We start from the raw sequence: 24557 nt of genomic DNA, 5'->3' as shown, positions 1-24557 counted from the left end.
CCCCGATTTAATTTTGAACTCTTATTTTTCACCCATTACTGTTTCCATGTATAATTGCTGCATATTTTCTCCAAAACACTTAGCAAGCTTTAAACTCTAGCCATTCTCCGTCTCGCCGGCCAGCCACTGCTGCACCACCGCAGCAGTCTCTCCCACCGCCTGGGCAATCTTATCTACTGTCATCCCCATACTGGCAAGATTGAAAGCAACTCTCTGCCTGCCACGAACTTCTCCTCTGGCTTCTCCACGAGCTTCTCCCCTGGCTTCTCCTCTGGCCTCTCCTCTTCTCTCAATTGCTTCTGTTAATTCACACATATATTCTATGCCCCCTTCCTCGCACTTCAGGTAATGGACTCTCCTGGACAGATCCCCCTGGCTGTCATCCTCCGGATCTGCCGTTTTAAAATACTTCATCAACGCCGCGATCTCCGACCCGTCGTCCACCTCGGTATTCACATAGGTGACACTGCTGCCGTCGTCATATGCCAGTCCCTCATCTCCCAGGTACTTCCGTACCGGATAAACTGTCTGAAATGCTTTCCAGATGTCTTTCTCACTGACGTAATAGATCTGCAGGCCGGGCAGTTCCTGGAATGTCCGTCCCTTATCCAGGAACTGACTGTCCGCCATAGCCCCGTAAAACCGGGTCCGGCGGGGCGGGTCCTTCTCTTTTCTGCGTTGGATCTCCACCACATAAAACTTCCCCTCTAGGTCCTCTGCAAATACATCCAGTCTTGCGCCTCTTCCCGCGCCTTTTTCTATCGTATATTGGGTCTTTATCTGCTTCAAAACAAGGTCTTTGTCTCCGCTTAAGATCCGCAGCACATGCTGGGCCGCCTTCCGATCCTCCAGCGCTACGGATAAAAAAGCATCGCTCAACAGCGTAAACTGCAGATTCTCCCGTATCCGTTCCTCTTTCGTAAGCTGTCGTGGTATTCTGCTGCTTCTGTTAATGATCTGATCCCTCTCTTTTATCGGTAAGTTGTAAACGGTTGCTCTTTGATTCCTATCATTGCCGGCAAATGATCTTACTGGTATTATGTCATATAACAGCGAAAAAGTAAAGGTGTGTTTATAAAAAATCGTCACTTCATTTGAAGTGACGATCATATTTTCAGTCAGCTATATGTAAAAGAGCTATTTTTTCGCTTCCCACGGTGTATACACGCCATTTCCCAGTATATCTGCAATTCTCTCACAGGCATGTCCGTCTCCATAGGGATTGCATGCATGAGACATCTTTTCGTACTCTTCCCTGTTTTCAAGGAGCAGCTTAAATGTACGGTAAATCTCCTCTTCATCTGTACCAACAAGTTTCAGCGTTCCCGCCTCTACACCTTCCGGACGCTCTGTTGTATCTCTCATCACAAGTACCGGGACGCCATAGCTTGGACATTCCTCCTGGATCCCACCGGAATCAGTCAGACAAAGATAACTGCGCGCCTCAAAATTATGACAGTCAAAAACTTCTATCGGTTCAATGATATGAATTCTGTCACAATCACCCAGCTCCTCATCGGCCGCCTGACGCACCACCGGATTCATATGGATCGGATAGACAGCTTTGCATTCTTGATGCTCATCCAGCACGCGTCGTATCGCCCGAAACATATGGTGCATCGGCTCTCCCAGATTCTCCCTGCGATGTGCCGTGATAAAAATAAGTTTACTGTCCCCTACCCATTCAAGTTCCGGATGCGTATAATCCTTCTTTACTGTATGCTGCATCGCATCGATTACTGTATTTCCAGTAATATATATGGTCTCTGGGTTTTTACCTTCCCGGGTAAGATGCTCTGCTGCAAGCTGCGTTGGTGCAAAATTATATTGAGAAATAATACCAACCGCCTGACGATTAAATTCTTCCGGATATGGCGAGTAAATATTATAGGTACGCAAACCTGCCTCCACATGTCCTACCGGAATCTGAAGATAAAAACATGCAAGCGCTGTCACAAAAGTGGTAGATGTATCTCCGTGAACGAGAACAACATCCGGTTTCACTTCCTCCAGAACCTCTTTGATCTTATCCAAAATATTAGTCGTAATATCAAATAACGTCTGTCGGTTCTTCATGATATCAAGGTCATAATCCGGCACTACACCAAATGTTTCCAGTACCTGATCTAACATCTGGCGATGCTGCGCCGTAACACAGACAATTGTCTGGATGCCTGAACGCTTTTTTAATTCATTTACCAACGGACACATTTTGATTGCCTCCGGTCGTGTACCGAAGACCAACATTATTTTTTTCATAAAATAGACATTCTCCTTCTAGACAAAAAAATTGATTCCATTAATTTTCCACAGAAATCAATTAAAAAATATATATTTTCTTTCATGCCAACATTATCAACCCTTGCACGCCATGATAATCTCGCAAATTCTATCTACATCTTTCATACTAAGATCTGCATACAAAGGCAACGTCAATACTCTCTTACTAATATGTAAAGCTACTGGAGTCTCCAATACATTAAACTGTCCGTGAAAAGCTGAAAATGTACTCGTTAGCGGATAGAAATACTTCCTGGCTCCTATACCATGCTCTGCCAGCTTATCAAACACCTCTGCTCTACTGGAGCCAAATTGCTTTTCTTCAATAATAATTGGGAAATATGAATAATTCGATTTCACATCTTTTTGTACTACATTTAATTGGAGACCTTCTACACCTTCTAACCAATCTCTATATCGTTCTACAATTTTCTTCCTTTTTTCAATTTCCTCTTCTACATGACGTAAATTACACAGCCCCATAGAAGCACAAAATTCATTCATCTTGGCATTTGCCCCAACTGCACTTACCTCTTCCGGGCCATGAATACCGAAATTCTTTAATTCATAAAGAGTTTCTCCAAGACGTTTATCCTTAAAGCAAACAGCTCCTCCCTCAATACTATTAAAAACTTTTGTGGCATGAAAACTAAAACAAGAAGCGTCCCCAAAGGAACCGATTCCTTTTCCCTTATAAGTCTCTCCAAAGGTGTGAGCCGCATCATATACAACCTTCAATTCATATTTATGCGCTATACGTTCTATTTCCTCTATATTGCAAACATTTCCGTAAACATGTACTGGCAAAATCGCACAAGTCCGATCCGTAATTAATTGTTCCAGCCGTTCCGTATCCATTGTAAATGTAACTGGATCAATGTCACAGAAAACGGGTTGCAGGCCGTTCCGCACAATTGCATGGGTTGTAGATGCAAAAGTAAACGGCGTTGTAATTACTTCTCCTTGCAAATTTAATGCCTGAAGAGTTAATTCCAACGCCATATGTCCGTTCGTTAGCAAATCTATATTTTCTACCTCCATAAACTTCTTTAGTTCATCCTGAAGAAGTTTATGCTTCGGTCCCATATTTGTTAGCCAATGACTTTCCCACAAATCTGCGATTTCATTCATATATTCGTCTAATTCTGGCATAGAAGAACGCGTTACCAAAATCGGATTATCCATTACTATTTACCTCCTTCCAGTATTTACAACATAGGTTTATCCCACAACTTTAAAGAAGTACCTATATTATTCTTTACGGCATTCATATAACAGTCATAGCCCCATGCGACGTCTTCAATTGGCATTCCGCCCACTGCATAAAGAATGATTTGCTGATCGTTATCTCTTCCGCTTTTTTCTCCCTTAAGTACTTCTCCAATTTCCGTAATGGAATCTCTTCTAATTTTTCCCTGGACAACCGCATCATAAAATCCCATTCCCAGAAGCGTGGATACATTTTTCTGCGTAGGTAAGGGTTGCCCCTCTCCCCATTCCTCATACATTTTATAGTTATCAGAAATAACTTTGACATCTTCATTGGACAGGAAATCTGTATTTACTAATAAGGCAGATGCTCCAATTACCAAGGAACCAGCCTTTAGCCATTCTTTCTGAACAGTTGGATTATCCTCATAGTTTGCTGCGTTAGTAGTTCCAAAAAAAACAATATCTGAATCCCCACAGGCATCTTCTATCTTATCGCATATTTCATAGCTTTTAATGATTTTAAAATTTTCTTTACAATAAGAAATAAAATCGTCGATTCCTTGTTTGCTCCTGCCCTTGATTTTAATTTTTTCTATGGAAGGATATAAAGTAATAAAAGAATATAAGGAATATCTGCTTACTGTTCCCGGACCAATAATCGTTACTGTTTTCGGATTTTTTACCGATAAGTATTTAGCTCCAACTCCAGATGTTGCCCCTGTTCTCATCGCACTCAATATATTTGCCGACATATACGCCAATGGAACACCAGTACAAACATCCATTAATGTCATCATCAAAACAGATCGTGGTAGCCCCAATTGAACATTAGCCGGGTTTGATCCATAACTTTTAATACCAAATGCTTTAAAACGGCCACCTAAATAAGCTGGCATTGCCATAAATCTATAATCTGGTTTATGAAGCGGCATTCCTACTATGTTTGATTCTTTGGGAAAAGACACGCGAATACCGTGTTCGTTTCCTTTTTCGCCTCCCATTCTATAATCTCCCTCTTGCAAAAGCAGAAACATATCTTCCATAGTCTGAATACATTTGTGCATATCTTTTACACCAGCTTTAATCATTGCATTTTCATCTAAATATAAAAAGCTAATCCCGTTATTCATAAATTTTCTCCTTATACATGTTTTACCTTTGGAATACGATTTTCTGCCGCACACCTTTGTATAGACTGCAAAATTTCTCTAAACGGCGCCTCATAATCTGTATACATAATTTTTGAAATCATCTCTTCGATATTCTTTTCTGACGTATACTCTGCATTCATTTTGTAAATTTTATCAATAATCTGATTCACACTTACATCTTTGTTATGATCACCGTCTGGTTCATAGGCATTTGATTTATATATCCTTCCGGATTTAACCGTAATCTCTGCTCTGCTTAGTCTTTGAGCCGGAAAAACTTTATCGTATTCTGGTTCATGATGAAATTCAATTAAATCAATATATTTTTCAACCCTTGGGTCAAACATTTTTTCTGTGCTGCTTTCTAACGGGCCGCAATTTCCAAACAATATTTGAGCAATAATAGGATAAATAATATTGTACTGTGCCTCATCTTCATTTTGTGGAGCCTCTTTATACAAAGTTCCTGCGTTCCCAAAAGAATAAATATCAACTTTAATAATGTCGGCTGCGTCAATGTTATATTGTGACATTAACTCTTTGACAGCTTTAATCGGGCTATGTGCCCATCTGCAGCAGGAGTAAAACTTTATATATAAATCATAAAAATAAAATTTGCTGCCTAAGCTATCAATATATCCTTTATATTTATCATCTAATATAACCGGATTTCTTCCGGTAATTCCACTTTTTGCCATCATTACTGCCTCTGCACCGGCATGCTGCCCCCAATATATTCCATCCTTATTCATGGATGGAATATAGCAGGATCTTTTAGCAGGAGTAACAGGCATAATAAAATCGGCAATCCCCAACGCCATTTCCATAGTTTCCCGGTCTAACTTTAACATTTTCCCAACAACGGCTGCTGTTGCAAAAGTACCATAACTTCCCGAACTGTGATCCCATCCATAGTAGTCGCGAATTATATACCCCTGACGTATTGACACTTCATATCCAACAATAATTGCAGATAAAAAATCTGCATATGTACATTCTGTATTTTCAGCAGCCGTTAGCAATGCTCCAAAAAAACCGGCTCCTGGGTGTCCCCTTAAAAGTGAATAGCCATCATCTAAATCCAACGCATTTGATGCCATTCCATTTGCCAATGCTCCCCCTACCAGATTAGTTTTTTCCCCCGTCCCAAGTATTGTATATGAACCCTTCGGATAATTTCTTTGTACATAATCTGCCATTGTTTGTGCTGAATTATTTTTAGCACCTGCACATATTGCACCAACCAAATCTAGAAACATTTTTTGAGATTGTTTTTGACATTCTAACGAGAACATATTAAAATCCGAATTAATAAAATTTAACAATTTTTCACAAGATTTTCTATTGTTCATTTTTCTCACTTCCTTATAATTCATATTTAGAAATAATCATAGATTCCCCATGTATATCTAAAACCTTATAAGTCTCATAAATTGTATCAACACATTTTTTGATTAAATTCTGATTTTCAATATAAACGCCGATCGCTGCAACTCTCTGTGCAATATCTCCCGTATTTGGAATAACTCCACCTTTTTCTATAATCTGTCTTGCATATACGACATATGGTAATTTTCTTATCTCGTCCATCCCAATAATTTCTCCTACGATTCCCGGTCTGGCAGAAAGTGTGAACAACAGCGCCTTTCCGCCATTTAAACGAAAGGCGTTTTCCGGATTTCCTACACTTTTAGAAAAATCCCCCGTAAGTGCAAATCTAATCCAGGATTTTACGGTGCTGAACCCGGTTACTTTTTCAAGAATTATATCGTAATCCCCTCCGGGCATTCTCTGAGCCGGATCATAATATCTGATTGTATTTCCATCCACGAATCCCTGTAAAAAAACAGGCCCAAATTTTATTCCTAAAGATTTAATCATTCCTTTAACGCGATTCAACACATACTTTTCAAACATGTCTGAACTGTCAGACGGTAATTGCGTACAAATAACCTGCTTTTCAAGATTATCTTCCTTTTTCCCCAAATGTCTGTCACCAAATTTAACTAAATAAGGTTCGCCGTTTACTACATAAAACGCCGAACCTATATCCTGACACTCTCCCATATATTTTTCACAAACAAATTTCCCATCTGCGGATTCTTGTTTTGCAACCTCAATTCCTTCTATCGCTTCCTTTTTTGTATAACAAATTGTTTGTCCCCTTGATCCTCTGCTATTTGTTGGTTTAATAAAAATAGGATATTCTACTTTCCCTGACTCTATATCTTCTGCAGAATACTCTGGAACCACATCTACGTCATGTTTTAAACAATAATCTTTAAATTTTCTCTTATCAGTTAATATTTCAAAAGATTCTTTTGTGCCTATACAAGGAAGATTTAATCTTTCACATATCTCCTGATATGGCTTCTGCGCCGGATCAATGCAGAAATTCATTACACCGTCAATTTTCTCTTCTTTACATTTCTTGACTATTGCATCGACATCGGTGATATTTATCATCCATGCCTCATCAGCAATTTTTTTTGCCGGAGAATCTTCTAAATAATCAGTAACTATAGTATAGATTCCCATTTCTTTTGCTGCCTTAACAACTTTAGTATGTACTCCTGCTCCAGCAAGAAGCAGCAATTTTTTCCCTCGTAAAGTCATCATTCTTTCCTTTCTTCCTGTTTATGATCAGGATACCGCCTTCTATCTGTCATTTCTCCAGCTACTATAATTGGACCTATTGCCACCAAAATCCATCTAATTTGAAATGGATTAATTCCTCAAACTCTCTTTTCATTCCTTTTTCGTAATATAGCTGCCACATAAAATCGCCATCATAATTAGCTTCTATGATACTCCACCCTTTAGGGGTAAGTGCAAAATCCCATCCTACATAATTAATATCTGGCAACACCTTAGCAATTTCTTTTGCTGTCGAAACCAGTTCGTTCCATCTGGGTATTTTAAATCCTGGTATTCGTATGTGTGTATCTGGATGAAATTCGTAGTTTTCACCATTTTCTTTATATCCATTAGTTTCAACAATTCCGGTATGCTCATTGATACCAGCATCCATTGTCCCGCAAACTGCGCTTGTTACAAACTGATGATTTGCACCAATCTTAAGCCATGGATTCAATATAGTTATCTTGTTATTATCTTTTACAGTAGTTATTCTCACACCATTTACAGAATCAGGATGTATCATTGCCATCCTTTCATCCTGCTCAATTATTTCCTCCAAAACAATGCTATCTGTTTTTGCCCAGATCACATCTCTTTTATTTCTCTTTCCGGACTCTAAAATACTTTTAAACAGTTCTTTGTAGTCCGTATAATCATTTTCTCTTACTACATATATCCCAAGGCCAAAGGCCAGATCTTTCGGCTTTACAACAAAAGATTTATGTTCTTGTACAAATTCAAGAAATTCTCCGTAATCTTCTTCGCCTGTTATCTCAATAACATCTCTCAAATAATAATCTTTAAATTTAAGATAAGTTTTATATTTATCAACAAACACACTGGCATCACCGGGATTCAAACGTTTGCAATATTTTTCTCTTAAGCGAAAGGTCATATATTGACTCTTTTCTTCATGCGTTTTTTCTGAAAATCTATAATAAAATTCTTCATCACAACTGTTTCCATATACCCAATAATCATAAATGGATCTATAAAGCAATTTCATTTCTTGCTCTGGTGAAATTCTCCCTAAATATTTATAGATCGTCGCTTTCAAAGTTGATATCATTTTTGCTGTATAAATTTCGGGATGACAATTCATAAGTTGTTCCCCTACAAACTCCATTCGTTCAACTTTATCTGTTATTTCGATTTCCATAAAGATTTTCCTCCTTGGTTTTCTTTTTTTCAAAATACTCTCTTATCATATTATAAATATAGCTAAAACTTTCCAATTTAAATATCCATGAACCGATTATGTATATGAAAGCACCACTCAAAATCTGAACAAACAATGTAATGCTCCTCTCAAAGCCAAGGAACTGAATACAATACACAATCCCTCCCATCACACACGACAAAACAATCTGAGGCAACATATCTTTTATCTGCGTGATGTAGCTATAGCCTAATAAATGACGATTTGGGAAGGCATTAATGATACTACTAAGTAATGTAGTCAACAATAAGCTATACGCCATCCAAAGCACCCCAAACCACATAGATATACTAAGAACAATCAGACCAATAATCTTCTTGATAACTTCCAACCTTAAAAAAATATCACTGCGTCCCATTGCCTTTATCGCATTCAGATTTGCGGTATGAATAGGATAAAAAGCATATGTAAAACAGAAAATTCTTAAATAAGGTACGCAAGGAAGCCAATTATCTGTCAGAATCAAACTAACTATTGGTTCTGCACACACAGCAAGTCCCACCATAATCGGCATCATAATGTAGCTACTTGTTTTAATCGCACGGCGAGTCATTGCACATACCCGGTCTTTATGGTATTGTTCTGCTGACATTGTGGGAAATAGTACACTGTCAATAGAAGTATTGATATTAGTTACTATGACATTGGGAAATTGATTTCCACGATTATAATATGCCAAATCTATCGGAGAATACATTTTTCCGATAATTAAAGATCTAAGTTCGTTGTATCCTCTTTCAAGTAAAGCAGATATTAATAATTTCCAGCCGTAGGAAAAGAGACTTTTTAAACGTTCAATTGAGAAAATTCTTTTAGGACGCCACTTTACTGCGAACCACAGAATCAAAGTGCCAATACCAGTATTGACTAATTGTTGTGCAACCAAAGCCCATACTCCAAAATCAAAGTATGCCATTACAATACCTATTACAGCAGATGCAACAGTTCCGCCAATTGTAGCGAAAAAGAATCTCTTAAATTGCATGGTCTTTGAAACATATGCCTGCTGAACATTTCGTACACCAGAAATGACCAGTGTAAGTGATAAGACACGAATAATTTTCGTCAAATCAGGCCGCTCATAGAACAGGGCAATCCATGGTGCAAGAGCAAACAAACATACATATATGAACACACATATGAATGTATTAAAGAAAAAAACTGTTGAGAAATCCAACTCATCAGCTTCCTTTTTTTGTATCAGTGCATTTGCCATACCACTATCTACAAAAACTTCTAAAATTCTTGTAAATACCGTTACGAGCGCTATTGTACCATAAGCTTCGGGCGCAATTAACCGCGCTAAAACCAGCGAAACAATAAATGAAACCCCTTGCGCTCCACAGCGTTCCATAAATCTCCAAAGGAAGTTTGACGCAACATCTTCCTTGTTTATTCTATTATTCCTATTATCTATCGACATTTTAAAAAATAAATTTCTCCTTTTCAGGCGTTGCAATGCAAAATATTTTACTCTTTACTGTCTCACAATATGCTTTCTGATCCAAGCAAACAAATTAGGAGAAAACTCTTTGATCCGTATTGCAACTCGTCTTTTCAGTTTCAGATCTCTATAGATGTCTCTATAGGGAGGTTTCCTAAGCTTTGAATAATTACCCTTCAATTGCTCGATGTGAAATTTACGTTTCAAAACTGCATGATACAATTGTTTATGGTATTTATAATCTGAATATTCATCTAATGCCAGAAGATTTCTAACTGCCACTTCTTCATGCTTTATATATTTTTCATTATTGTTTGCGACACGGTTAGTCCATGATCCACTGGTTCCCATGCGATACACAGACATAACACGGGGTATTACATATATTTTCCCTTCTATTGCAAGCATAATTTTCAACAAATAATCATAATATGGATGTGTTGTCAAAAATTCTTTATTTCTATAAAAAAAGTCTGTCGCAAACATCATAGATGCTGTTGGGAAAAACCATTGATCATTTATTATTTGATCAACACTTATCTCTCCATTTTTATGAAAATCATAATTTGTATATCTCTTTTCTTCTCCTGTTGACTCTATACTAATAATCGCTTCATGAGCAACCAATGAGCATTCTGGATGCGACTCCATATAATCCACTTGTGCTTGTAGCTTTTTTTTATCAGTCCAATAATCATCCCCTTCACATAGAGCAATATATTTCCCATTTGTAGCAGGTAGCATAAATTTATAGGTTCTATCTACTTTTTTTGAAAATAAATTCTCTTTTTGATAAATTCCTCTAATAATCGAAGGATACTTTTCTTCATATTCTTTTATTATTTTTGCAGTTCCATCCGTCGATGCATCATCATGTACCAGCACTTCAAATTGGAAATTTGTTTCTTGCATAACAAAGCCATCCAACGCATCCCTGATATATTTTTCATGATTATACGTCGTACAATAAACTGTAACCATAATATTATTCATCTATTGTCTCTCCTTATATCTAAATATGGTATACGCCTGGTAGACTAATAATATTGTGGCAATCAAGAACCACCTTGGATTTTAACTTATCAATACTATTTTTTATCTCATCATGCTTAACCATGATGACAATTATATCAATATCATTAAGAAAAGTATCAAGATTATGATATTGGTTTTCCACTACGTTATTTTTTATAAAAGGATCATAAACTTTCAAACCATTTGCAAGATGTCTCTCCTGACTCTCCAGTAACTGTAGTGTGGGACTCTCCCGCATATCATCTACATTTTCTTTGTATGTCAATCCATAAAGCCCAACTCTACTAATATCGGTCATGTCATTTTCTTTCATTATTTCGTATATACGATTGAGCACAAAATCAGGCATGCCATCATTGGTCTTCATAGACTCATCAATTACTTTTGCAAGGCTTGGATAATCTCCTACTAAAAACCAAGGATCTACAGAGATACAATGACCTCCAACTCCCGGTCCCGGCTGCAGGATATTTACTCGCGGATGCATATTACAGATCCGAATGATCTCATACACATCCATATTGTCATGACGACATATCTTTGCCAACTCATTAGCAAATGCAATATTCACAGCACGAAATGTATTTTCCACTACCTTTGTCATCTCTGCCGTACGGATATCAGTCACAACAATTTCTCCCTGGCAGAAAGACGCATAAAGCGCTTTAACTTTCTCACCTATAGCTTTGTCGTCTGCTCCAATTGTACGGTTGTTGTGAAGTAACTCATAAACCATATTGCCCGGAATGATACGTTCCGGGGCGTGAACCAGATTAATATCCTCACCTATAACAAAACCATTCTCTTCGATCACGGGACGTATATACTTGTCAATTGTTCCAGGTGATACCGTAGACTCAATTACCACCGTTGCGCCTTTCGGGCAAACTTTCATGACATCCTTAACAGCCGCTACCACATAGCAAGCGTCCACCTTCTTAGAAAACTTGTCGTATGGAGTTGGCACAGATACAATATAAGTATCTGTCACCTGATATTCTGTAGTGAACTTGATACCTGCTTTTACAGCTTCCGCAAAAAGGTCATCTAGTCCGTCCTCTTTAAATGTCGTGTGCCCTGCGTTTAACGTAGACACAAGCTCTTTATTGTAGTCTGTTCCAACAACTTTCACTCCATGAGAAGCTAACATTAACGCAGTGGGTAAACCTATGTATCCTAATCCTATTACATTCACCATTTTGATCTTCTCCTTTATCTTTTATCTGATTTGTTTCCTTCTATTTTGTTCGTTAATTATTAAAAAATATCCCTCTCTTTTGCTTATTTTTATACACATATTCTTATTCTTTTCCGTTTTCTATTACTAAACATACCCTCATAACAAACTCCAATACACAGCCAAAATCCTGGCTCAATCAGAAATGAACTACTCATAAATAACTTACCTATATAGCACAACGCTAATATAGAAAAAATAATCTTAAAATTAGCATCTTTTGCGGTACCTTTTAATATTTTAATTATTGCGAAAACAAGAAGTAAAAGCAGTATAGTTCCTAAAGCATATCCAAAATCACACCAAAACTCATAAATAAGATTGTGTACATAACTTCCTTCTGTTCCACCTATTCCGATAGCAGCTGTAGCACGACGATCTGAAAAAATCCCGTTCCCACGCCAGGGCTGTCTACTAATCATTGCAAATACTGCATCTGTCAGCCAATTCCTTCCATTATCATCTGTTAAATTCCTGCTTAAAAACATATCAAAGATTCGGGTATTAAATCCCATTTTATCCATTAATGATAGAATTCCTTCCATCACCAACCTTCCTATAGGCGAAAAGAATAGTACTAATAACAATATCAATGCCCCGCCATATACATATCGGTATTGCCTCTTAAGGAAAAATAATTGTAGTAGCATAAAAATCGCATATAATAATATGGGGCCTCTGGTAGCACAAATAAGTAAAAATGCAATGCCTAAAATCACAAAAAAAATGTCTTGCAATTTTTCTTCTTTCAGGAAGCTATATGAAACCAACATAATAGAAGGTAGGCAATTATATGCCTTCCCCATTTCGTAATCACCAGTACCCGAATCAGAAAAAAGAAGCGTTAGAAGCAGGAAAAAAACAATGATACAACGAGAAAACATCAACAACGTCTCATATGGGATTCGCACTTTACCAAGCATTGCACCCAAAAAGAAAAGCGGCAAAACAGATAAAAAGAAAAGTGAAAAATTATTATCCATAGCCCCTGCATTCAATGGATACACCCGATAAGAAATCATATATAAACCAAATATTACAATGTAAAACAACAAATGCCGCAATTTAATATATACAAAACAGGACTGAAGGGCTAAAAGCACTATTAGCACTGTAAAGCATCTGATTAGAATATGTGCTATTTGTTCTCCAATCCCAAGAATTCTACAGCCAAAAACAATCCCATAACTAATAAATGATGAATAAATCCAAAAGTATATAATTAACATTTGAATCCGGGATTCCGTATTAATCCTAATTTTAGTAAAATTTAATCTATCAGCAGTCACAATTGAAACCTTTCTTCCACATATCTTTAATTTACAAATGACAATATATGTTCTGTTGTCTGTTTTTTAAATCGTTTTTAAAATTCCAGAAGCAACTATTTTGGGCGAAAATTCTTCTACTGGTGTATGCTTTTTTTTGCTTTTTGTAATTTCAACTAACTTTTTGCGTATTTCATTTGAATCATTGCTGCAAAAGTCAAATCTTCCGTATTTTTCAAATTGTTGCATTATAACCTTTTGATTCCCGTCAAGAATAAATAGAATAGGTTTATCGGTCCCTGAATACTGATATATTTTACCAGGGATCTGCGTTCCAAAAAGATTACAAATCAACACCAGTATATCAGCACTATCTTCTATTCTAGATACTTCTTGATAAGGAACTCTCCCACTCACTTGAATATTTTCAACTGGGTTCAGTGTTATATCAGAATCTCCACAGATACGCATAGAATAGCCTTGCAAATTACTTACAGCATCATAGAGCGGAACAATATTTCTGATATGGCTTAGATAGTCACCACAATATGCGAGTTTCACCACGTTTGTGCTTTCATTTTCTCTCTGCACAGATATTACTTTTTTCAGATAAGGAATCGGCAAATAGTGCATTTTTTTTGAGGCATCTGGATATTTGTTCTTTTGTGCATCCAAAGTGGCTGAGGACACATATATAACGCTATCGCATTTAGATAATAAACGGTGCTCTTCTTTTTCAATTTTCTTCATATAGTTTTTACTTCCGCTTATTGTCATATCAGAAGCAAATGGATCGCCCCATATCTGTATCCACGCTGTTCTCTTTCCGTTTTTTTCAAATAATTTTTCCGCAAACAAGTGAGATGTTTTCGGATCCGATGAAGATATTACTAAATCATATTCTGATATGTCCACTTCGTCTACATGATTAATAATCTGCTTACTGCTATCATAAATTCTTTTACCACGAATCATTCTATACAATTTTGTGTGAAAGATATTAAATCTATTTGCAGTTTTAATTGCAGTCTTCATTGCAGACTCAAAATATATTCTTTTTATATTTACGTCTGCTATTTTATTATCATAATATTTCCCATTATTATCTGGTCTCATAGAACATAATGTTACATTATGCCCATTCTCTACCAACCCTTTAATTGTTGCTATATTTCTAATAGAAGACGAAGCATTAATTTCTATTGCTCTGGAAGTTATATACAAAATATTCATCATTTTCACCTGAACTACATTTTTTTCTTACTTCTTTGATTTTTTAAAACTGTCTTTATCTTTTTATAGATGGTGAGCGGATAAATCCATTGACCGGTTGTATATAGTGGAAGCATAAGCCTATGTGCAACTGACAAATATTTATTATTTGGCTTCTTCCAAAGAATTTTCCATGGACTTTTCCCTATCATTTCAGCTATATATACTTTTTTTTCTTTATTAGACATGGGGCACTCTTCCGATATCAAATCGTAAAAAGCAACACAATATAACATAATTGCTATATTCTCAAGGAAAATATTCTTATTAGTATCGCAAAACCCCTTATTTTCCAAATAAAGAGTTCGGATAAATAGTTCCCCTTTTTCCCGTCGATTGCCATGATACTTCCTTACAGCCGAATCATTATAAATAATATACTTATACCAACAAGCTCCAAGCACACACACTGTATTACATTTATTTAATAACCGAAGATTCCATAATTTATCTTCGCCCAACGGGACGTCCAAAGGAAATTCTGTATCCTTTGCTATTTCTGCCCGGATAAGCCGTTCGCATGGCCCCCCAGATATCGTTCCTTTCTCTGCAAGACTGTCTAATTTTAAAGAAGAAAAGCCCAGATATTTTCTTCTTAATTCGTCAAATTCCTCACTGTTTAAGATTGTATATTTGCTGCTTGATAAAGGTGTTATATCCATCCTCTGATTTTGATTTATCTCTATTTCGCGTGCAATCACCATATCCACACAAAATTTATGAATGTACTTAAGTCCCTCACTAATAGCTGTACTAACAAGATAATCATCCGCATCCATATACATGATGTAATTTCCGGTCGCTATCTGTGTGCCGCGATTTCTCGCGCTGCTTACCCCCATATTTTCCTGATGTAAACATTTTACATTATTTAACCGGGAGGCAAGCAAATCACACAAAAAACCGGTACTGTCTGTTGAACCATCATTGACTAAAATAATTTCTATATTTTTATGTGTTTGTTGTATCAATTCTTGAACGCATCTTTCTATATATTGTTCCGCATTATATACAGGTATCACAATACTTACCAAATCGTCCATCTTATAATCCTCTTCGATCTTTAATTATTCCATGGTGTGTTCCAGGCATCTTATTATTGCCTCTCTTGATGCTTCGCTTTCATATAATTCAAATTTCCTGGCGCAATACCAGTTCCCGGTTTCTATTTTCTTTAAGTCGTTAACCTTAACTGTACTTGGATGGTTCATTGTTCCGAAAGTCTTTCCAAAATTCACATACATAAGTTCTTCTGCAGTATCATTTTTATACGGCGAATTCATAATAATTGTATGAAAAAACATCAGATCAGCTGCTAAACTTTTTGCCCAGTACTTGATATAATCCGGATTCTTCTGTACATAATCCAGAATATATCTTATGACTTCTGTTTTCGCTATAAACCATGTATGGCCATCATAGAAATCTACTTTATTTTTTAATATTTTTTTATTTGGATATATATCTATACCAATACGATGAAGCATTTGAAATGCAATTCTTACAAAACGGTAAATATGAAAATCATTTCGGATCATCAGCTTTCTTGGCCACTCAATTTTATACCTTGCTGCGGCTCTGTCTCTTGTTTTTACTTTTCCATTTATATGAATATAAACACTCTTATTTGTCTTTTCTAAATGCTCATATAAGCCTTTCTTTACCAAAAAATCTTGTCCGGATCCAAAATACATATGAGTATAGTCAATTCCCGATTCAAGAGCCTTTTTCATTAAATACAATCCCGCCAGAACAATTTCAACGCTTCCCCATCTGACATCATATTTGCTATAACAATGAACTCTTTCATTACTATAAATTTTTTTTACTATTTCTTTATTTTTACTATCGACATGAATATACACATCGCAATCGCCATAAGAAAGCAATTGCTTAATAAACATATTTATTTGTTCAGGATTCTTATGGCATGTTAGTAAATATGCCATTTTAACATTACTCATTTATATCCGTATACCTTTCTATTCTAGTTTTTCTCTGTAACATACAACCCATCTTTGTTTTTAAACCAGATAACTTTCATTCCAAGTTTTTCTGGTGCTATAAAATCCTTTTTAATATTATCTCCAACATAACACATGGTTGAATATCGCCCTTTTCCGATTCTCTCTCCCATAAGCCGAAACGCTTTATCGCAAGGTTTTCGATATTCACCTCCACCCAGCTCATCTGTAATGATAATTTCATCAACCATCGTTTCTAATCCAAGGGCCTCTATCTTTGCTTTCTGTCCTTCCGGCCGGCCATCTGTAATAATACCTATATTTACTCCTCTTTCATGCAACTCTTTCAACATATCAATCACGCCATCGTAAAGAGAAATATCTGGTTTGTGCGTCCGGTATATAGTAAGGCAATAATTCTTTAATTCTTCTGTGTAAACACCTGCTTTTTTTAATACTGTATCTATCGCAGGATTACCAGCTGTAAAGGCTTCCCACAATTTTTTTTCCATATCGTTTATCTGTGGGATCACTTTTGCAACTGCACAATATCCACTACGAACATACTGTTTCTCACTATAAAGAGTATCATCCAAATCAAAAACAACTACAGACAATCCGTCTACATATTTTATTGTTTCTGTAATTTCTGTTATTTCAATCATGTTCTCTTTCTCATAAAACCAGTTTTAATAATTACTGACTCACACAAATGCTTTGATCGAATCGGCTATAAACAGCACCATCTTTCGCCGCCTTTTCCACATAGTTTAATTTTTCTCCGTTTAGCATCTGAATTACTGCTTTGGCGCTATCCGCTCCCGCCTTAATACTTAACGGCGCGCCACCTCCAAAACGCGGGTTGATCTCAATATAGTAATCTACACCACTTACTTCATCACGGATAAGCTGAACCGTAATTTGTCCACAAGGTTTAAAATCCTTAATTAGAACTTGCATCTCAGCTATCATAATATCATCCTGCGTGATTTTTGTTTTTAAGACTTCCCCTGCTCTGACAGCTAATCTTTCCCTTGGCGTAATATAAATCGGATTCCCTTCATAATCGCAAAAAATATCTATGGTATATTCTTTACCCGAAATATACGGCTGAATAATATACTCACCTATCTTTTCTGCATATACTTTTAAGTCTTCCATATCCTCAACCCTATAAGCATTAATGCTTGAACTGCCATCTTTCGGCTTGATAAAGGCAGGAAATCCTACTTTCCCCTCCTTTATTTCCTCTTCGTATTTTTCAACTGTGTTTACTGGCTGTGGGGATTGCAGTCCAAGCGAGCGAAAATAATCTGCAGTGTAATTTTTATCTCTGCACAACTTTACTTTTTCAATTGCTGAAATGAGCACTTTTGTCCCAACAGTCTCAAACTTCTCTTTATTCTCACTAAGCAAAAGCAAGTCAGTATCTATAGTAGGGATCAAACAATCTACTTTTTCATGTTCACAGATATCAAGAAGCACAGGTATGTATTGCTTGTTTTCAATCTTTGGTACAATTTTTATTTCATCACAAAAATATAATGCCGGGGCTGAGTCTACAATATCTGCTCCAACAATTGTCAACTCCGTGTTTAATTGTTCTGCTGCATTTCTAAAGCTCTGGATCAATTCCACTCGACGACCAATGCTTGTAAATAGTATTTTCATTTGAATTTTCCTTACCTAAATCTAATTTCTGATTTCTCTGATAACAATAAACGCCTCTGCCATTCTGACACCTACCATAGTTCCGCGGTATACTGCTAATGCCTGTATGCTTTCTATGGATCTTGGATTTGGATATTCTGCAATCTGCGATTTAAACATTTGCATTGCTTCAATCTTCTTACCAATGAAATCTTCTATTTCGTTATAACTCGTGGGTATAAACTCGTTTTCAACATTGGGAATATCCCACCCTGTTTCCGATAAAGTCTCATACGCATATACCCTTTTTACCACATGATTATATTTAGGCCGTAATGCGACCATTGTGGCATCAACCGTTATTTTATGATCTAATTGCATGTCACCCCTGTGTGGAAGATATAAAATATCCGGTCTAATTTCCTGTACAAGATTTATAAATGCTTCATTCAATTCATATCTTGGTACTTCCTCTAGCATTGAAGCCGGAAAATCCATGAAGATTGTCTTTTTTACTCCTAAATATTCATCTGCTTTTCTACATTCATTTCTCACCTGCTCCACTGATTCATCAGAAAACAAGGGCGCACGCCCTTTTGTCACTATAGCAACATATACGTCATCGCCTTCTTGCACATGCTTAGCTATCGTGCCTCCACATCCTAAAACCTCATCATCCGGATGCGGAGCTATAATTAAAATATTCATGCTTTCTCCTTTACATCTGTATATAGATTTTCCCCGTTGAATTCAGCTCTATTACCGCTCACCCTATATTCTGCTCCTTCAACAGCTTCATGCAAAACAGCAAATATCTCTTTTACATCAACCCAAAAGCTACAATTTTCGATATACCAAATATCATTTTCAAACTGATCATTCCATGACCACGTTTTCACCGGCTTTAGGGGAACACATGCAAAGCCTGGTCTTACCTCATGTCGCATCATATGACGCTTCGTATAAAATGGCAAATATTTAACCAAGAGTGGTCTTGGCCCAATAATACTCATCTTGCCTGTAAAAATGCAAAACAATTCCGGCAACTCGTCAAGCGATAATCTTCGGATTAATTTTCCAAATTTTGTTACCCGTTCATCTTCAGGTAATAAAACTCCATCCTCATCTTTTTCGTTCGTCATGGAGCGGAATTTATAAACTCTAAAAATTTTACCGTGAAGCCCCGGTCTCTCTTGAATATACATTATAGGTCGACCATGTATAAGCAACTCCAAAACAGAAATGACCAAGAATAATGGACTAAGTATAAGAATTGCTACCCCGCTAAGTACAATATCAAGCATTCTTTTTATATATTTTGTATAAACCGTATGTCTGACATTTGGTATTGCTTCCATATGTTTTTACCTGCTCCTCAAAATAACTATTTGGCCGGATTCCCCTTCACTATCGCTCCATGTCCAACATTTTTTACTACCACAGCACCCATACCAACTGTCGCTTTGTCTCCGATATGCCTTCCATCCCGAACCGTACTGTTTCCAGAAATAAACACTTGTTTCCCTGTAGATGAGCTACCAAACATAATGGATTCTCCAACTATAAAAGTATCCTCTCCTACAACAACATTATGCGAAATAAATGTACTATTATCTATTTTTGTACCGCGCTTTAGAATTGTATAATCTATGGCGCCTCTAGCAATTACTGTTAATGCACCAATCTTTACATCATCTTCAATTATAACGCCTCCAAACTGCGGCATAGTAAGAGCTCTACCCTCTTCATCACGGTCAGTAGATAATCCATCTGCGCCAATAACAGAATTTTCTCGAATTTCAACATTATTTCCGATATGGATTTCTCCCATAAGACGAACTCCTGATCCAATATAGCAATTATCTCCTATTTCTACGTCTCCACCAATATATGCTCCAGGAAAAATGTGACAATTCTCTCCTATCTTAGCGTTTTTACAAATATAAGCGCCATTTACCATCTCAAACATTTCGACTGCAGGAGGGTATGTAATTTTATTATCAAAGAAGAATCTGCAATATTCCTTATGTGGATCTTCACAAACATAAACCGCATGCCTTATCTTACATTCATCCAAAATTTGGACATCTTTCGGCCAAAAAATAAGACAATTACGACATTTATTAAAGGCAGAGACTTCATCCATACGGTTTGTAATAATAAACATCACAGCATTATCCTTAGGATTATTAAGTGATGCCGGTCTAACAACCTCAAAATCCTTTTCACTGACATATTTACTCACACATACTTTAAAATACTCTTTCATTTTTTACTCCGCCCCAATCACGAATACATAATTTGTTGTAGCACTTCCGCCGATGTTCAGCATCATGGCATTCTTTGCGCCCTGTACCTGATATGCGCCTGCAGTTCCTGTTACCTGCTTGTACAGATCCAACAGCATTCTTGCACCAGATGCCCCAACCGGATGTCCACATCCAATAAGACCGCCGCTGGGATTAATCGGTTTTTCCCCGCCAAAGGCAATCATTCCGCTTTCTACAGCTTCGTATTCTCTCCCCGGCTCTGTAATACCGAATGCACTTATCGCAGCATATTCAGAACTTGTGAAGCAATCATGCGTTTCAAACACATCAATATCATCAACTCTCAGTCCCGATCTTCTGTAAGCATCCAACACAGCCTGCCTCGTCCAAGGAAGAAGGTATTCAGAGTCCCGGTTATCAGCCATCTTCTTTTCAAACAACAGCGGCGCAACTCTGTGACCATAACCTTTGAGGATCGGTTTACTCTCAATTCCACGTTCATTTATAAATTTCTCACTGCACAGTACAACAACTGCCGCACCGTCAGTAACCTGTGAACAATCAGATACGGCAAGTTTTCCACCCACAATAGGGTTTGTATCTGTACCTCTCGTACTTGCCTGTTCGTAACTCATGAACCATTTTCTGGTTTGAGCCAAAGGATTCCTTTTTGCGTTGCTGTAGTTGATCACGCTGATCTTTGCCAGTGCATCCAGATACCTCTTTTCATCCAGTTCTGGATACTTCTTCAACGTCTCGTCCGCAAGTTTTCCGAACAGCTTCGGAAATGGCAGACTGACACCTTTCCCTTCTTTTTCGTAATAAGCCGCCCTTCCGAGAAAATCTCCGCCAACTGCAGAATCAACTGTTTTCATAAGCTCCCATCCAACTACAACAGCAACGTCATATTCGCCGGCTCTTATCTTTGTAGCAGCCGCATCTATTGCTACTGAAGAACTAGCGCAAGCAGCCTCGTACCTTGCCGATGGAACACCATAAAAAGACTCATTAACCTCGGTTAGAAATGCTCCCAAATGACCCTGTTCTGTGTATTTCTCTGCTATAAAGTTACCAACAAAGCAAGAGACACGGTTGTCCTTGTTTAGCTCTTCTATATCATCAAAGGACAGTCCGGATTCCCTGAGTCCATCAGCCATAATCTCTTTAAGAAGCGCCACCATGCCTTTTCCTTCTTTTGTCCAATTACGCTCGAAATCCGTCTGTGCTCCGCCCAAAATATATACTTTATTCATGCTTACCTCCCAGATTTAAAATACAGCCTGTAGTCATATTTCGATGGTTTCACCTCTTCAAGAAGCTCATCAGTATTTATCTGCTTACAAACATCAGCCAGATTTTCACGAATCAATGCTGGCACATCTGCGACTTTGGACAACGCCTGATACATTGCCAATGGCGGACACCAGTTAAATCCGGTAGCCATCACATCGTCTGCCGCCTCAATCGTATAGCCAACCTCTTTTGCCGCATATAGTGAGTACAAAATATAGTTCAGCAGGAAATGACGGCAGATATCTGCCTCCTGACTATGGTTATTCACCAACTGTCCAAAGGCTTTCTGATAATCGCCCTCTGCGAAGTATTTCTTCATCTTGTCAGCAAATGGGAACACATACGGGATCACATCGCGGTACATGCCTGTGTTGATATCCAATACTGTCTGACGCTTAAATCCATTATCATAACGTACCAGCTGATATAAGCCGCCGCCACTCTTGCGTCCCATTTTTCCTTCTTCTACCAACTTGTCTACAAACATTGGCAACACAAAAGTGTTATGTGCGTAATCATCTGTGTTTTTATAGATGTTATCCACTATTGCCTTGTGAACATCAAGTCCTACAAAATCCGACGTAATAAGAGGGGCCATTGTGCGCCCTGTGAATGAACCGAGAATTGCATCAATGTAATCAATTCCGCCATTATCCTTATACTTCTCCGCATACAGAAGCGCTTCGTTGATAAACTGGAAACCTATACGGTTCCCAAGAAACGCCGGAGAGTCTTTCACCTCAACAACTGTTCTGTGCAGCTTGCTATTCAAATATTCCGTAAGTTCTGCTGTCAGTTGCCTGTCTCCATATTGCGTAGGCGTCAGCTCGCAAAGTTGGAGAGTGTAAGGCGGATTAAACATGTGTATCCCGAAAAACCTGCCTCGCAATTCTTCCGGATAGCACTCTGCAATAGTGTTTATGGATAAACCGGAAGATCCGGTTCCAGAAATGGCATAAGGTTTCATAACTTTTCCAACCCTGGTCGCAATCTCTGTTTTGACCCGCATATCTTCTGCACAGCTTTCAAAAATCAGATCACTGTCAGCAACACTTTTTTCAAGCATGGAAAAATCAGCAGGAATCAAATTTTTCGCGATTGCATCAGCCCTTACGGACTTTACAATCCTGGGGATAGTCCTTTTTACTTTTTCTATATCACGACCAATACAGTATACCTTTGCATTTCCAAAGGACGCAAAAATCCCCGCAATGTTTGCGCCCATCGTACCAGTTGCACCGATAACAGTAACCGTTTGTATGTTCATCATTTTTACTCCTCTAATATTCAAATTTATTTAAAACACCTTCTGATAATCTCTATAATCTTCTCCTGCTCTTCCGCCGTCATCTTGTTGTCACTGGGGAGGCACAGTCCTCTCTGGAAGATATCCATTCCCACATCCAGCGGTTTTCCGTCTTTGCCCACAGCCCCGCCTCTGATATAAGCGTTGGTCTTTGCCCTTCCGTTTCCTTCCCTGGTCACAAACCCGTTCATCCGGTAGATCGGCTGCATGTGCATGGGCTTCCAGATCGGTCTTCCCTCTGCGTTATAAGACGCCAGTGTCTCCAGGATCTCTGTGGGGCAGGATTTCCCCGGCTCGCTGATATACAGAGCCTCCTGCTCTCCCCGCTCCTGACGGCACATGCCTTCCGGCTCAATGAGCAGGCAGGACAGCCAGAAGTTGGGCTCGCTGTTTTTCGCGTCATAGGGATTCATCTGCACCGGCAGATCTTTGAATCCTTCTTTGTATCTTTCATAAATGGCTTTTTTCTGAGCGATGTGCTCTTCCAGATAAGGAATCTGTCCCCGCACCACACCAGCAATCACATTGCTCATCCGATAGTTGTAGCCCAGTTCCTCATGCTGGTACCAGGGCGCGTTTTCCCTGGACTGTGTGGACCATTTCCGCACCTTATTGGCGGCTTCCTCATCATCCGTCAGCAGCATACCGCCGGCAGAACCGGTGATGATCTTATTGCCGTTAAAGGAGATGCAGTTATAAGTTCCAAAGGTGCCTGTCTGCACGCTTTTGTAGGAAGCCCCCAGCGATTCAGCCGCATCCTCAATGATGACCGCGCCGTGCCGGTCGCAGATTTCCTTTATTTCGTCTACTTTGCCCGGTGTACCGTAGAGATGGGCCACTACCACCACTTTAACGTCCGGGTAAAGCTCAAATGCTTTCTCCAGGGCCACCGGATCCATATTCCAGGTATCATACTCGGTGTCGATGAATACCGGCACTCCTCCTTCGTAAACCACCGGATTGACCGTGGCATCAAAGGTCATATCTGAACAGAATACTCTTTCGCCCGGCTGCACGCCTGCCAGTTTCACCGCCATATGGAGGGCGGCTGTACCGGCAGACAGAGCCACCGCGTATCCGCATCCCACCTTCTCGCAGATCATGCGCTCAGTCTCGTTGATATTTTCTCCTACCGTAGACATCCAGTTAGTCTCGTAGGCTTTCTTCACATATTCCAGCTCCGGCCCGTGCATGGTCGGACTGGCAAGCCATACTTTATTTGCAAAAGCTTCTTTGTTGTATTCCACGTTCAGACACCTCTCTATTTCGACTGATTTCCACAAAAATAAGAGCCTGGATTCAGGCTCTTATTTTTC

22 protein-coding genes are annotated in these 24557 nt (G+C 38.3%); all 22 read right to left on the bottom strand.

The genetic code is table 11. The features are described 5' to 3' along the window. Window positions 1-96: 96 nt before the first annotated feature. Complete coding sequence (locus tag ABGT54_RS06465) at window positions 97-1110, bottom strand: PD-(D/E)XK nuclease family transposase (protein ID WP_346663334.1); 1014 nt, start codon at window positions 1108-1110, stop codon at window positions 97-99. A 27-nt stretch (window positions 1111-1137) separates the two neighbouring features. Beyond that, window positions 1138-2259, bottom strand: a complete 1122-nt coding sequence (wecB, locus tag ABGT54_RS06460) for a UDP-N-acetylglucosamine 2-epimerase (non-hydrolyzing) (RefSeq protein ID WP_346663333.1) — start codon at window positions 2257-2259, stop codon at window positions 1138-1140. A 96-nt stretch (window positions 2260-2355) separates the two neighbouring features. Continuing rightward, on the bottom strand, window positions 2356-3465 hold the full coding sequence (locus ABGT54_RS06455; RefSeq protein WP_346663332.1) for a DegT/DnrJ/EryC1/StrS family aminotransferase: 1110 nt from the start codon (window positions 3463-3465) through the stop codon (window positions 2356-2358). 23 nt (window positions 3466-3488) lie between these two features. Continuing rightward, window positions 3489-4622 (bottom strand): tyramine oxidase subunit B, encoded by a 1134-nt coding sequence (locus tag ABGT54_RS06450; RefSeq protein ID WP_346663331.1) that lies wholly within the window; start codon window positions 4620-4622, stop codon window positions 3489-3491. An 11-nt stretch (window positions 4623-4633) separates the two neighbouring features. Next, entirely contained in the window at window positions 4634-5995 is a 1362-nt protein-coding gene (locus ABGT54_RS06445) for an MmgE/PrpD family protein (RefSeq protein ID WP_346663330.1), read from the bottom strand. Between the two features lie 13 nt (window positions 5996-6008). After that, complete coding sequence (locus ABGT54_RS06440) at window positions 6009-7262, bottom strand: hypothetical protein (protein WP_346663329.1); 1254 nt, start codon at window positions 7260-7262, stop codon at window positions 6009-6011. A gap of 73 nt (window positions 7263-7335) precedes the next feature. After that, complete coding sequence (locus ABGT54_RS06435; protein ID WP_346663328.1) at window positions 7336-8442, bottom strand: sugar-transfer associated ATP-grasp domain-containing protein; 1107 nt, start codon at window positions 8440-8442, stop codon at window positions 7336-7338. After that, window positions 8420-9925, bottom strand: a complete 1506-nt coding sequence (locus ABGT54_RS06430) for a lipopolysaccharide biosynthesis protein (RefSeq protein ID WP_346663327.1) — start codon at window positions 9923-9925, stop codon at window positions 8420-8422. The genes ABGT54_RS06435 and ABGT54_RS06430 overlap by 23 nt, the downstream gene beginning before the upstream one ends. 54 nt (window positions 9926-9979) lie before the next feature. Continuing rightward, window positions 9980-10939 (bottom strand): glycosyltransferase, encoded by a 960-nt coding sequence (locus ABGT54_RS06425; protein ID WP_346663326.1) that lies wholly within the window; start codon window positions 10937-10939, stop codon window positions 9980-9982. 19 nt (window positions 10940-10958) lie between these two features. Next, window positions 10959-12179 carry a nucleotide sugar dehydrogenase gene (locus ABGT54_RS06420; RefSeq protein ID WP_346663325.1) on the bottom strand — a complete coding sequence of 407 codons (1221 nt, stop codon included), beginning with the start codon at window positions 12177-12179 and terminating at the stop codon, window positions 10959-10961. A gap of 89 nt (window positions 12180-12268) precedes the next feature. Next, the gene (locus ABGT54_RS06415; RefSeq protein ID WP_346663324.1) at window positions 12269-13507 is read right to left on the bottom strand and encodes an O-antigen ligase family protein; all 1239 of its coding nucleotides are present in this window, start codon (window positions 13505-13507) and stop codon (window positions 12269-12271) included. Between the two features lie 66 nt (window positions 13508-13573). After that, on the bottom strand, window positions 13574-14719 hold the full coding sequence (locus ABGT54_RS06410) for a hypothetical protein (protein ID WP_346663323.1): 1146 nt from the start codon (window positions 14717-14719) through the stop codon (window positions 13574-13576). A gap of 14 nt (window positions 14720-14733) precedes the next feature. Beyond that, entirely contained in the window at window positions 14734-15801 is a 1068-nt protein-coding gene (locus ABGT54_RS06405; protein WP_346663322.1) for a glycosyltransferase family 2 protein, read from the bottom strand. Between the two features lie 24 nt (window positions 15802-15825). Continuing rightward, window positions 15826-16707, bottom strand: coding sequence for a beta-1,6-N-acetylglucosaminyltransferase (locus ABGT54_RS06400; RefSeq protein WP_346663321.1), 882 nt, complete (start codon window positions 16705-16707; stop codon window positions 15826-15828). A gap of 38 nt (window positions 16708-16745) precedes the next feature. Further along, the gene (locus ABGT54_RS06395) at window positions 16746-17387 is read right to left on the bottom strand and encodes an HAD family hydrolase (protein WP_346663320.1); all 642 of its coding nucleotides are present in this window, start codon (window positions 17385-17387) and stop codon (window positions 16746-16748) included. A gap of 31 nt (window positions 17388-17418) precedes the next feature. After that, window positions 17419-18393, bottom strand: a complete 975-nt coding sequence (locus ABGT54_RS06390; protein ID WP_346663319.1) for an ATP-grasp domain-containing protein — start codon at window positions 18391-18393, stop codon at window positions 17419-17421. 21 nt (window positions 18394-18414) lie between these two features. Further along, window positions 18415-19080: a PIG-L deacetylase family protein gene (locus tag ABGT54_RS06385; RefSeq protein ID WP_346663318.1), complete on the bottom strand. Its 666-nt coding sequence runs from the start codon at window positions 19078-19080 to the stop codon at window positions 18415-18417. Continuing rightward, window positions 19077-19730 (bottom strand): sugar transferase, encoded by a 654-nt coding sequence (locus ABGT54_RS06380; RefSeq protein WP_346663317.1) that lies wholly within the window; start codon window positions 19728-19730, stop codon window positions 19077-19079. The genes ABGT54_RS06385 and ABGT54_RS06380 overlap by 4 nt, the downstream gene beginning before the upstream one ends. A gap of 26 nt (window positions 19731-19756) precedes the next feature. After that, on the bottom strand, window positions 19757-20641 hold the full coding sequence (locus ABGT54_RS06375) for a DapH/DapD/GlmU-related protein (RefSeq protein WP_346663316.1): 885 nt from the start codon (window positions 20639-20641) through the stop codon (window positions 19757-19759). Between the two features lie 3 nt (window positions 20642-20644). After that, the gene (locus ABGT54_RS06370; protein WP_346663315.1) at window positions 20645-21895 is read right to left on the bottom strand and encodes an acetyl-CoA acetyltransferase; all 1251 of its coding nucleotides are present in this window, start codon (window positions 21893-21895) and stop codon (window positions 20645-20647) included. Window positions 21896-21897: 2 nt separating this feature from the next. Beyond that, entirely contained in the window at window positions 21898-23202 is a 1305-nt protein-coding gene (locus ABGT54_RS06365; protein WP_346663314.1) for a 3-hydroxyacyl-CoA dehydrogenase family protein, read from the bottom strand. Window positions 23203-23228: 26 nt separating this feature from the next. Continuing rightward, window positions 23229-24434: an aminotransferase class I/II-fold pyridoxal phosphate-dependent enzyme gene (locus tag ABGT54_RS06360; RefSeq protein WP_346663443.1), complete on the bottom strand. Its 1206-nt coding sequence runs from the start codon at window positions 24432-24434 to the stop codon at window positions 23229-23231. Window positions 24435-24557 lie beyond the last annotated feature (123 nt).

It is taken from the genome of uncultured Merdimonas sp. (assembly GCF_963929015.1).
Taxonomy (GTDB): Bacteria; Bacillota; Clostridia; order Lachnospirales; family Lachnospiraceae; genus Merdimonas.
The sequence above is the reverse complement of the archived record's forward strand: the minus strand, read 5'-3'. Positions and strand labels throughout refer to the sequence as shown.

Excerpts from the sequence above, each read along its gene's own strand:
- ABGT54_RS06410 (WP_346663323.1), bottom strand. The coding sequence starts at position 14,719 with ATGAATATTTTGTATATAACTTCCAGAGCAATAGAAATTAATGCTTCG.
- ABGT54_RS06420 (WP_346663325.1), bottom strand. The coding sequence starts at position 12,179 with ATGGTGAATGTAATAGGATTAGGATACATAGGTTTACCCACTGCGTTA.
- ABGT54_RS06375 (WP_346663316.1), bottom strand. The coding sequence starts at position 20,641 with ATGAAAGAGTATTTTAAAGTATGTGTGAGTAAATATGTCAGTGAAAAG.
- ABGT54_RS06395 (WP_346663320.1), bottom strand. The coding sequence starts at position 17,387 with ATGATTGAAATAACAGAAATTACAGAAACAATAAAATATGTAGACGGA.
- ABGT54_RS06465 (WP_346663334.1), bottom strand. The coding sequence starts at position 1,110 with ATGATCGTCACTTCAAATGAAGTGACGATTTTTTATAAACACACCTTT.
- ABGT54_RS06430 (WP_346663327.1), bottom strand. The coding sequence starts at position 9,925 with ATGTCGATAGATAATAGGAATAATAGAATAAACAAGGAAGATGTTGCG.
- wecB (WP_346663333.1), bottom strand. The coding sequence starts at position 2,259 with ATGAAAAAAATAATGTTGGTCTTCGGTACACGACCGGAGGCAATCAAA.
- ABGT54_RS06360 (WP_346663443.1), bottom strand. The coding sequence starts at position 24,434 with ATGCACGGGCCGGAGCTGGAATATGTGAAGAAAGCCTACGAGACTAAC.
- ABGT54_RS06435 (WP_346663328.1), bottom strand. The coding sequence starts at position 8,442 with ATGGAAATCGAAATAACAGATAAAGTTGAACGAATGGAGTTTGTAGGG.
- ABGT54_RS06365 (WP_346663314.1), bottom strand. The coding sequence starts at position 23,202 with ATGAACATACAAACGGTTACTGTTATCGGTGCAACTGGTACGATGGGC.
- ABGT54_RS06450 (WP_346663331.1), bottom strand. The coding sequence starts at position 4,622 with ATGAATAACGGGATTAGCTTTTTATATTTAGATGAAAATGCAATGATT.
- ABGT54_RS06370 (WP_346663315.1), bottom strand. The coding sequence starts at position 21,895 with ATGAATAAAGTATATATTTTGGGCGGAGCACAGACGGATTTCGAGCGT.
- ABGT54_RS06445 (WP_346663330.1), bottom strand. The coding sequence starts at position 5,995 with ATGAACAATAGAAAATCTTGTGAAAAATTGTTAAATTTTATTAATTCG.
- ABGT54_RS06405 (WP_346663322.1), bottom strand. The coding sequence starts at position 15,801 with ATGGACGATTTGGTAAGTATTGTGATACCTGTATATAATGCGGAACAA.
- ABGT54_RS06385 (WP_346663318.1), bottom strand. The coding sequence starts at position 19,080 with ATGAATATTTTAATTATAGCTCCGCATCCGGATGATGAGGTTTTAGGA.
- ABGT54_RS06400 (WP_346663321.1), bottom strand. The coding sequence starts at position 16,707 with ATGGCATATTTACTAACATGCCATAAGAATCCTGAACAAATAAATATG.
- ABGT54_RS06380 (WP_346663317.1), bottom strand. The coding sequence starts at position 19,730 with ATGGAAGCAATACCAAATGTCAGACATACGGTTTATACAAAATATATA.
- ABGT54_RS06390 (WP_346663319.1), bottom strand. The coding sequence starts at position 18,393 with ATGAAAATACTATTTACAAGCATTGGTCGTCGAGTGGAATTGATCCAG.
- ABGT54_RS06455 (WP_346663332.1), bottom strand. The coding sequence starts at position 3,465 with ATGGATAATCCGATTTTGGTAACGCGTTCTTCTATGCCAGAATTAGAC.
- ABGT54_RS06440 (WP_346663329.1), bottom strand. The coding sequence starts at position 7,262 with ATGATGACTTTACGAGGGAAAAAATTGCTGCTTCTTGCTGGAGCAGGA.
- ABGT54_RS06425 (WP_346663326.1), bottom strand. The coding sequence starts at position 10,939 with ATGAATAATATTATGGTTACAGTTTATTGTACGACGTATAATCATGAA.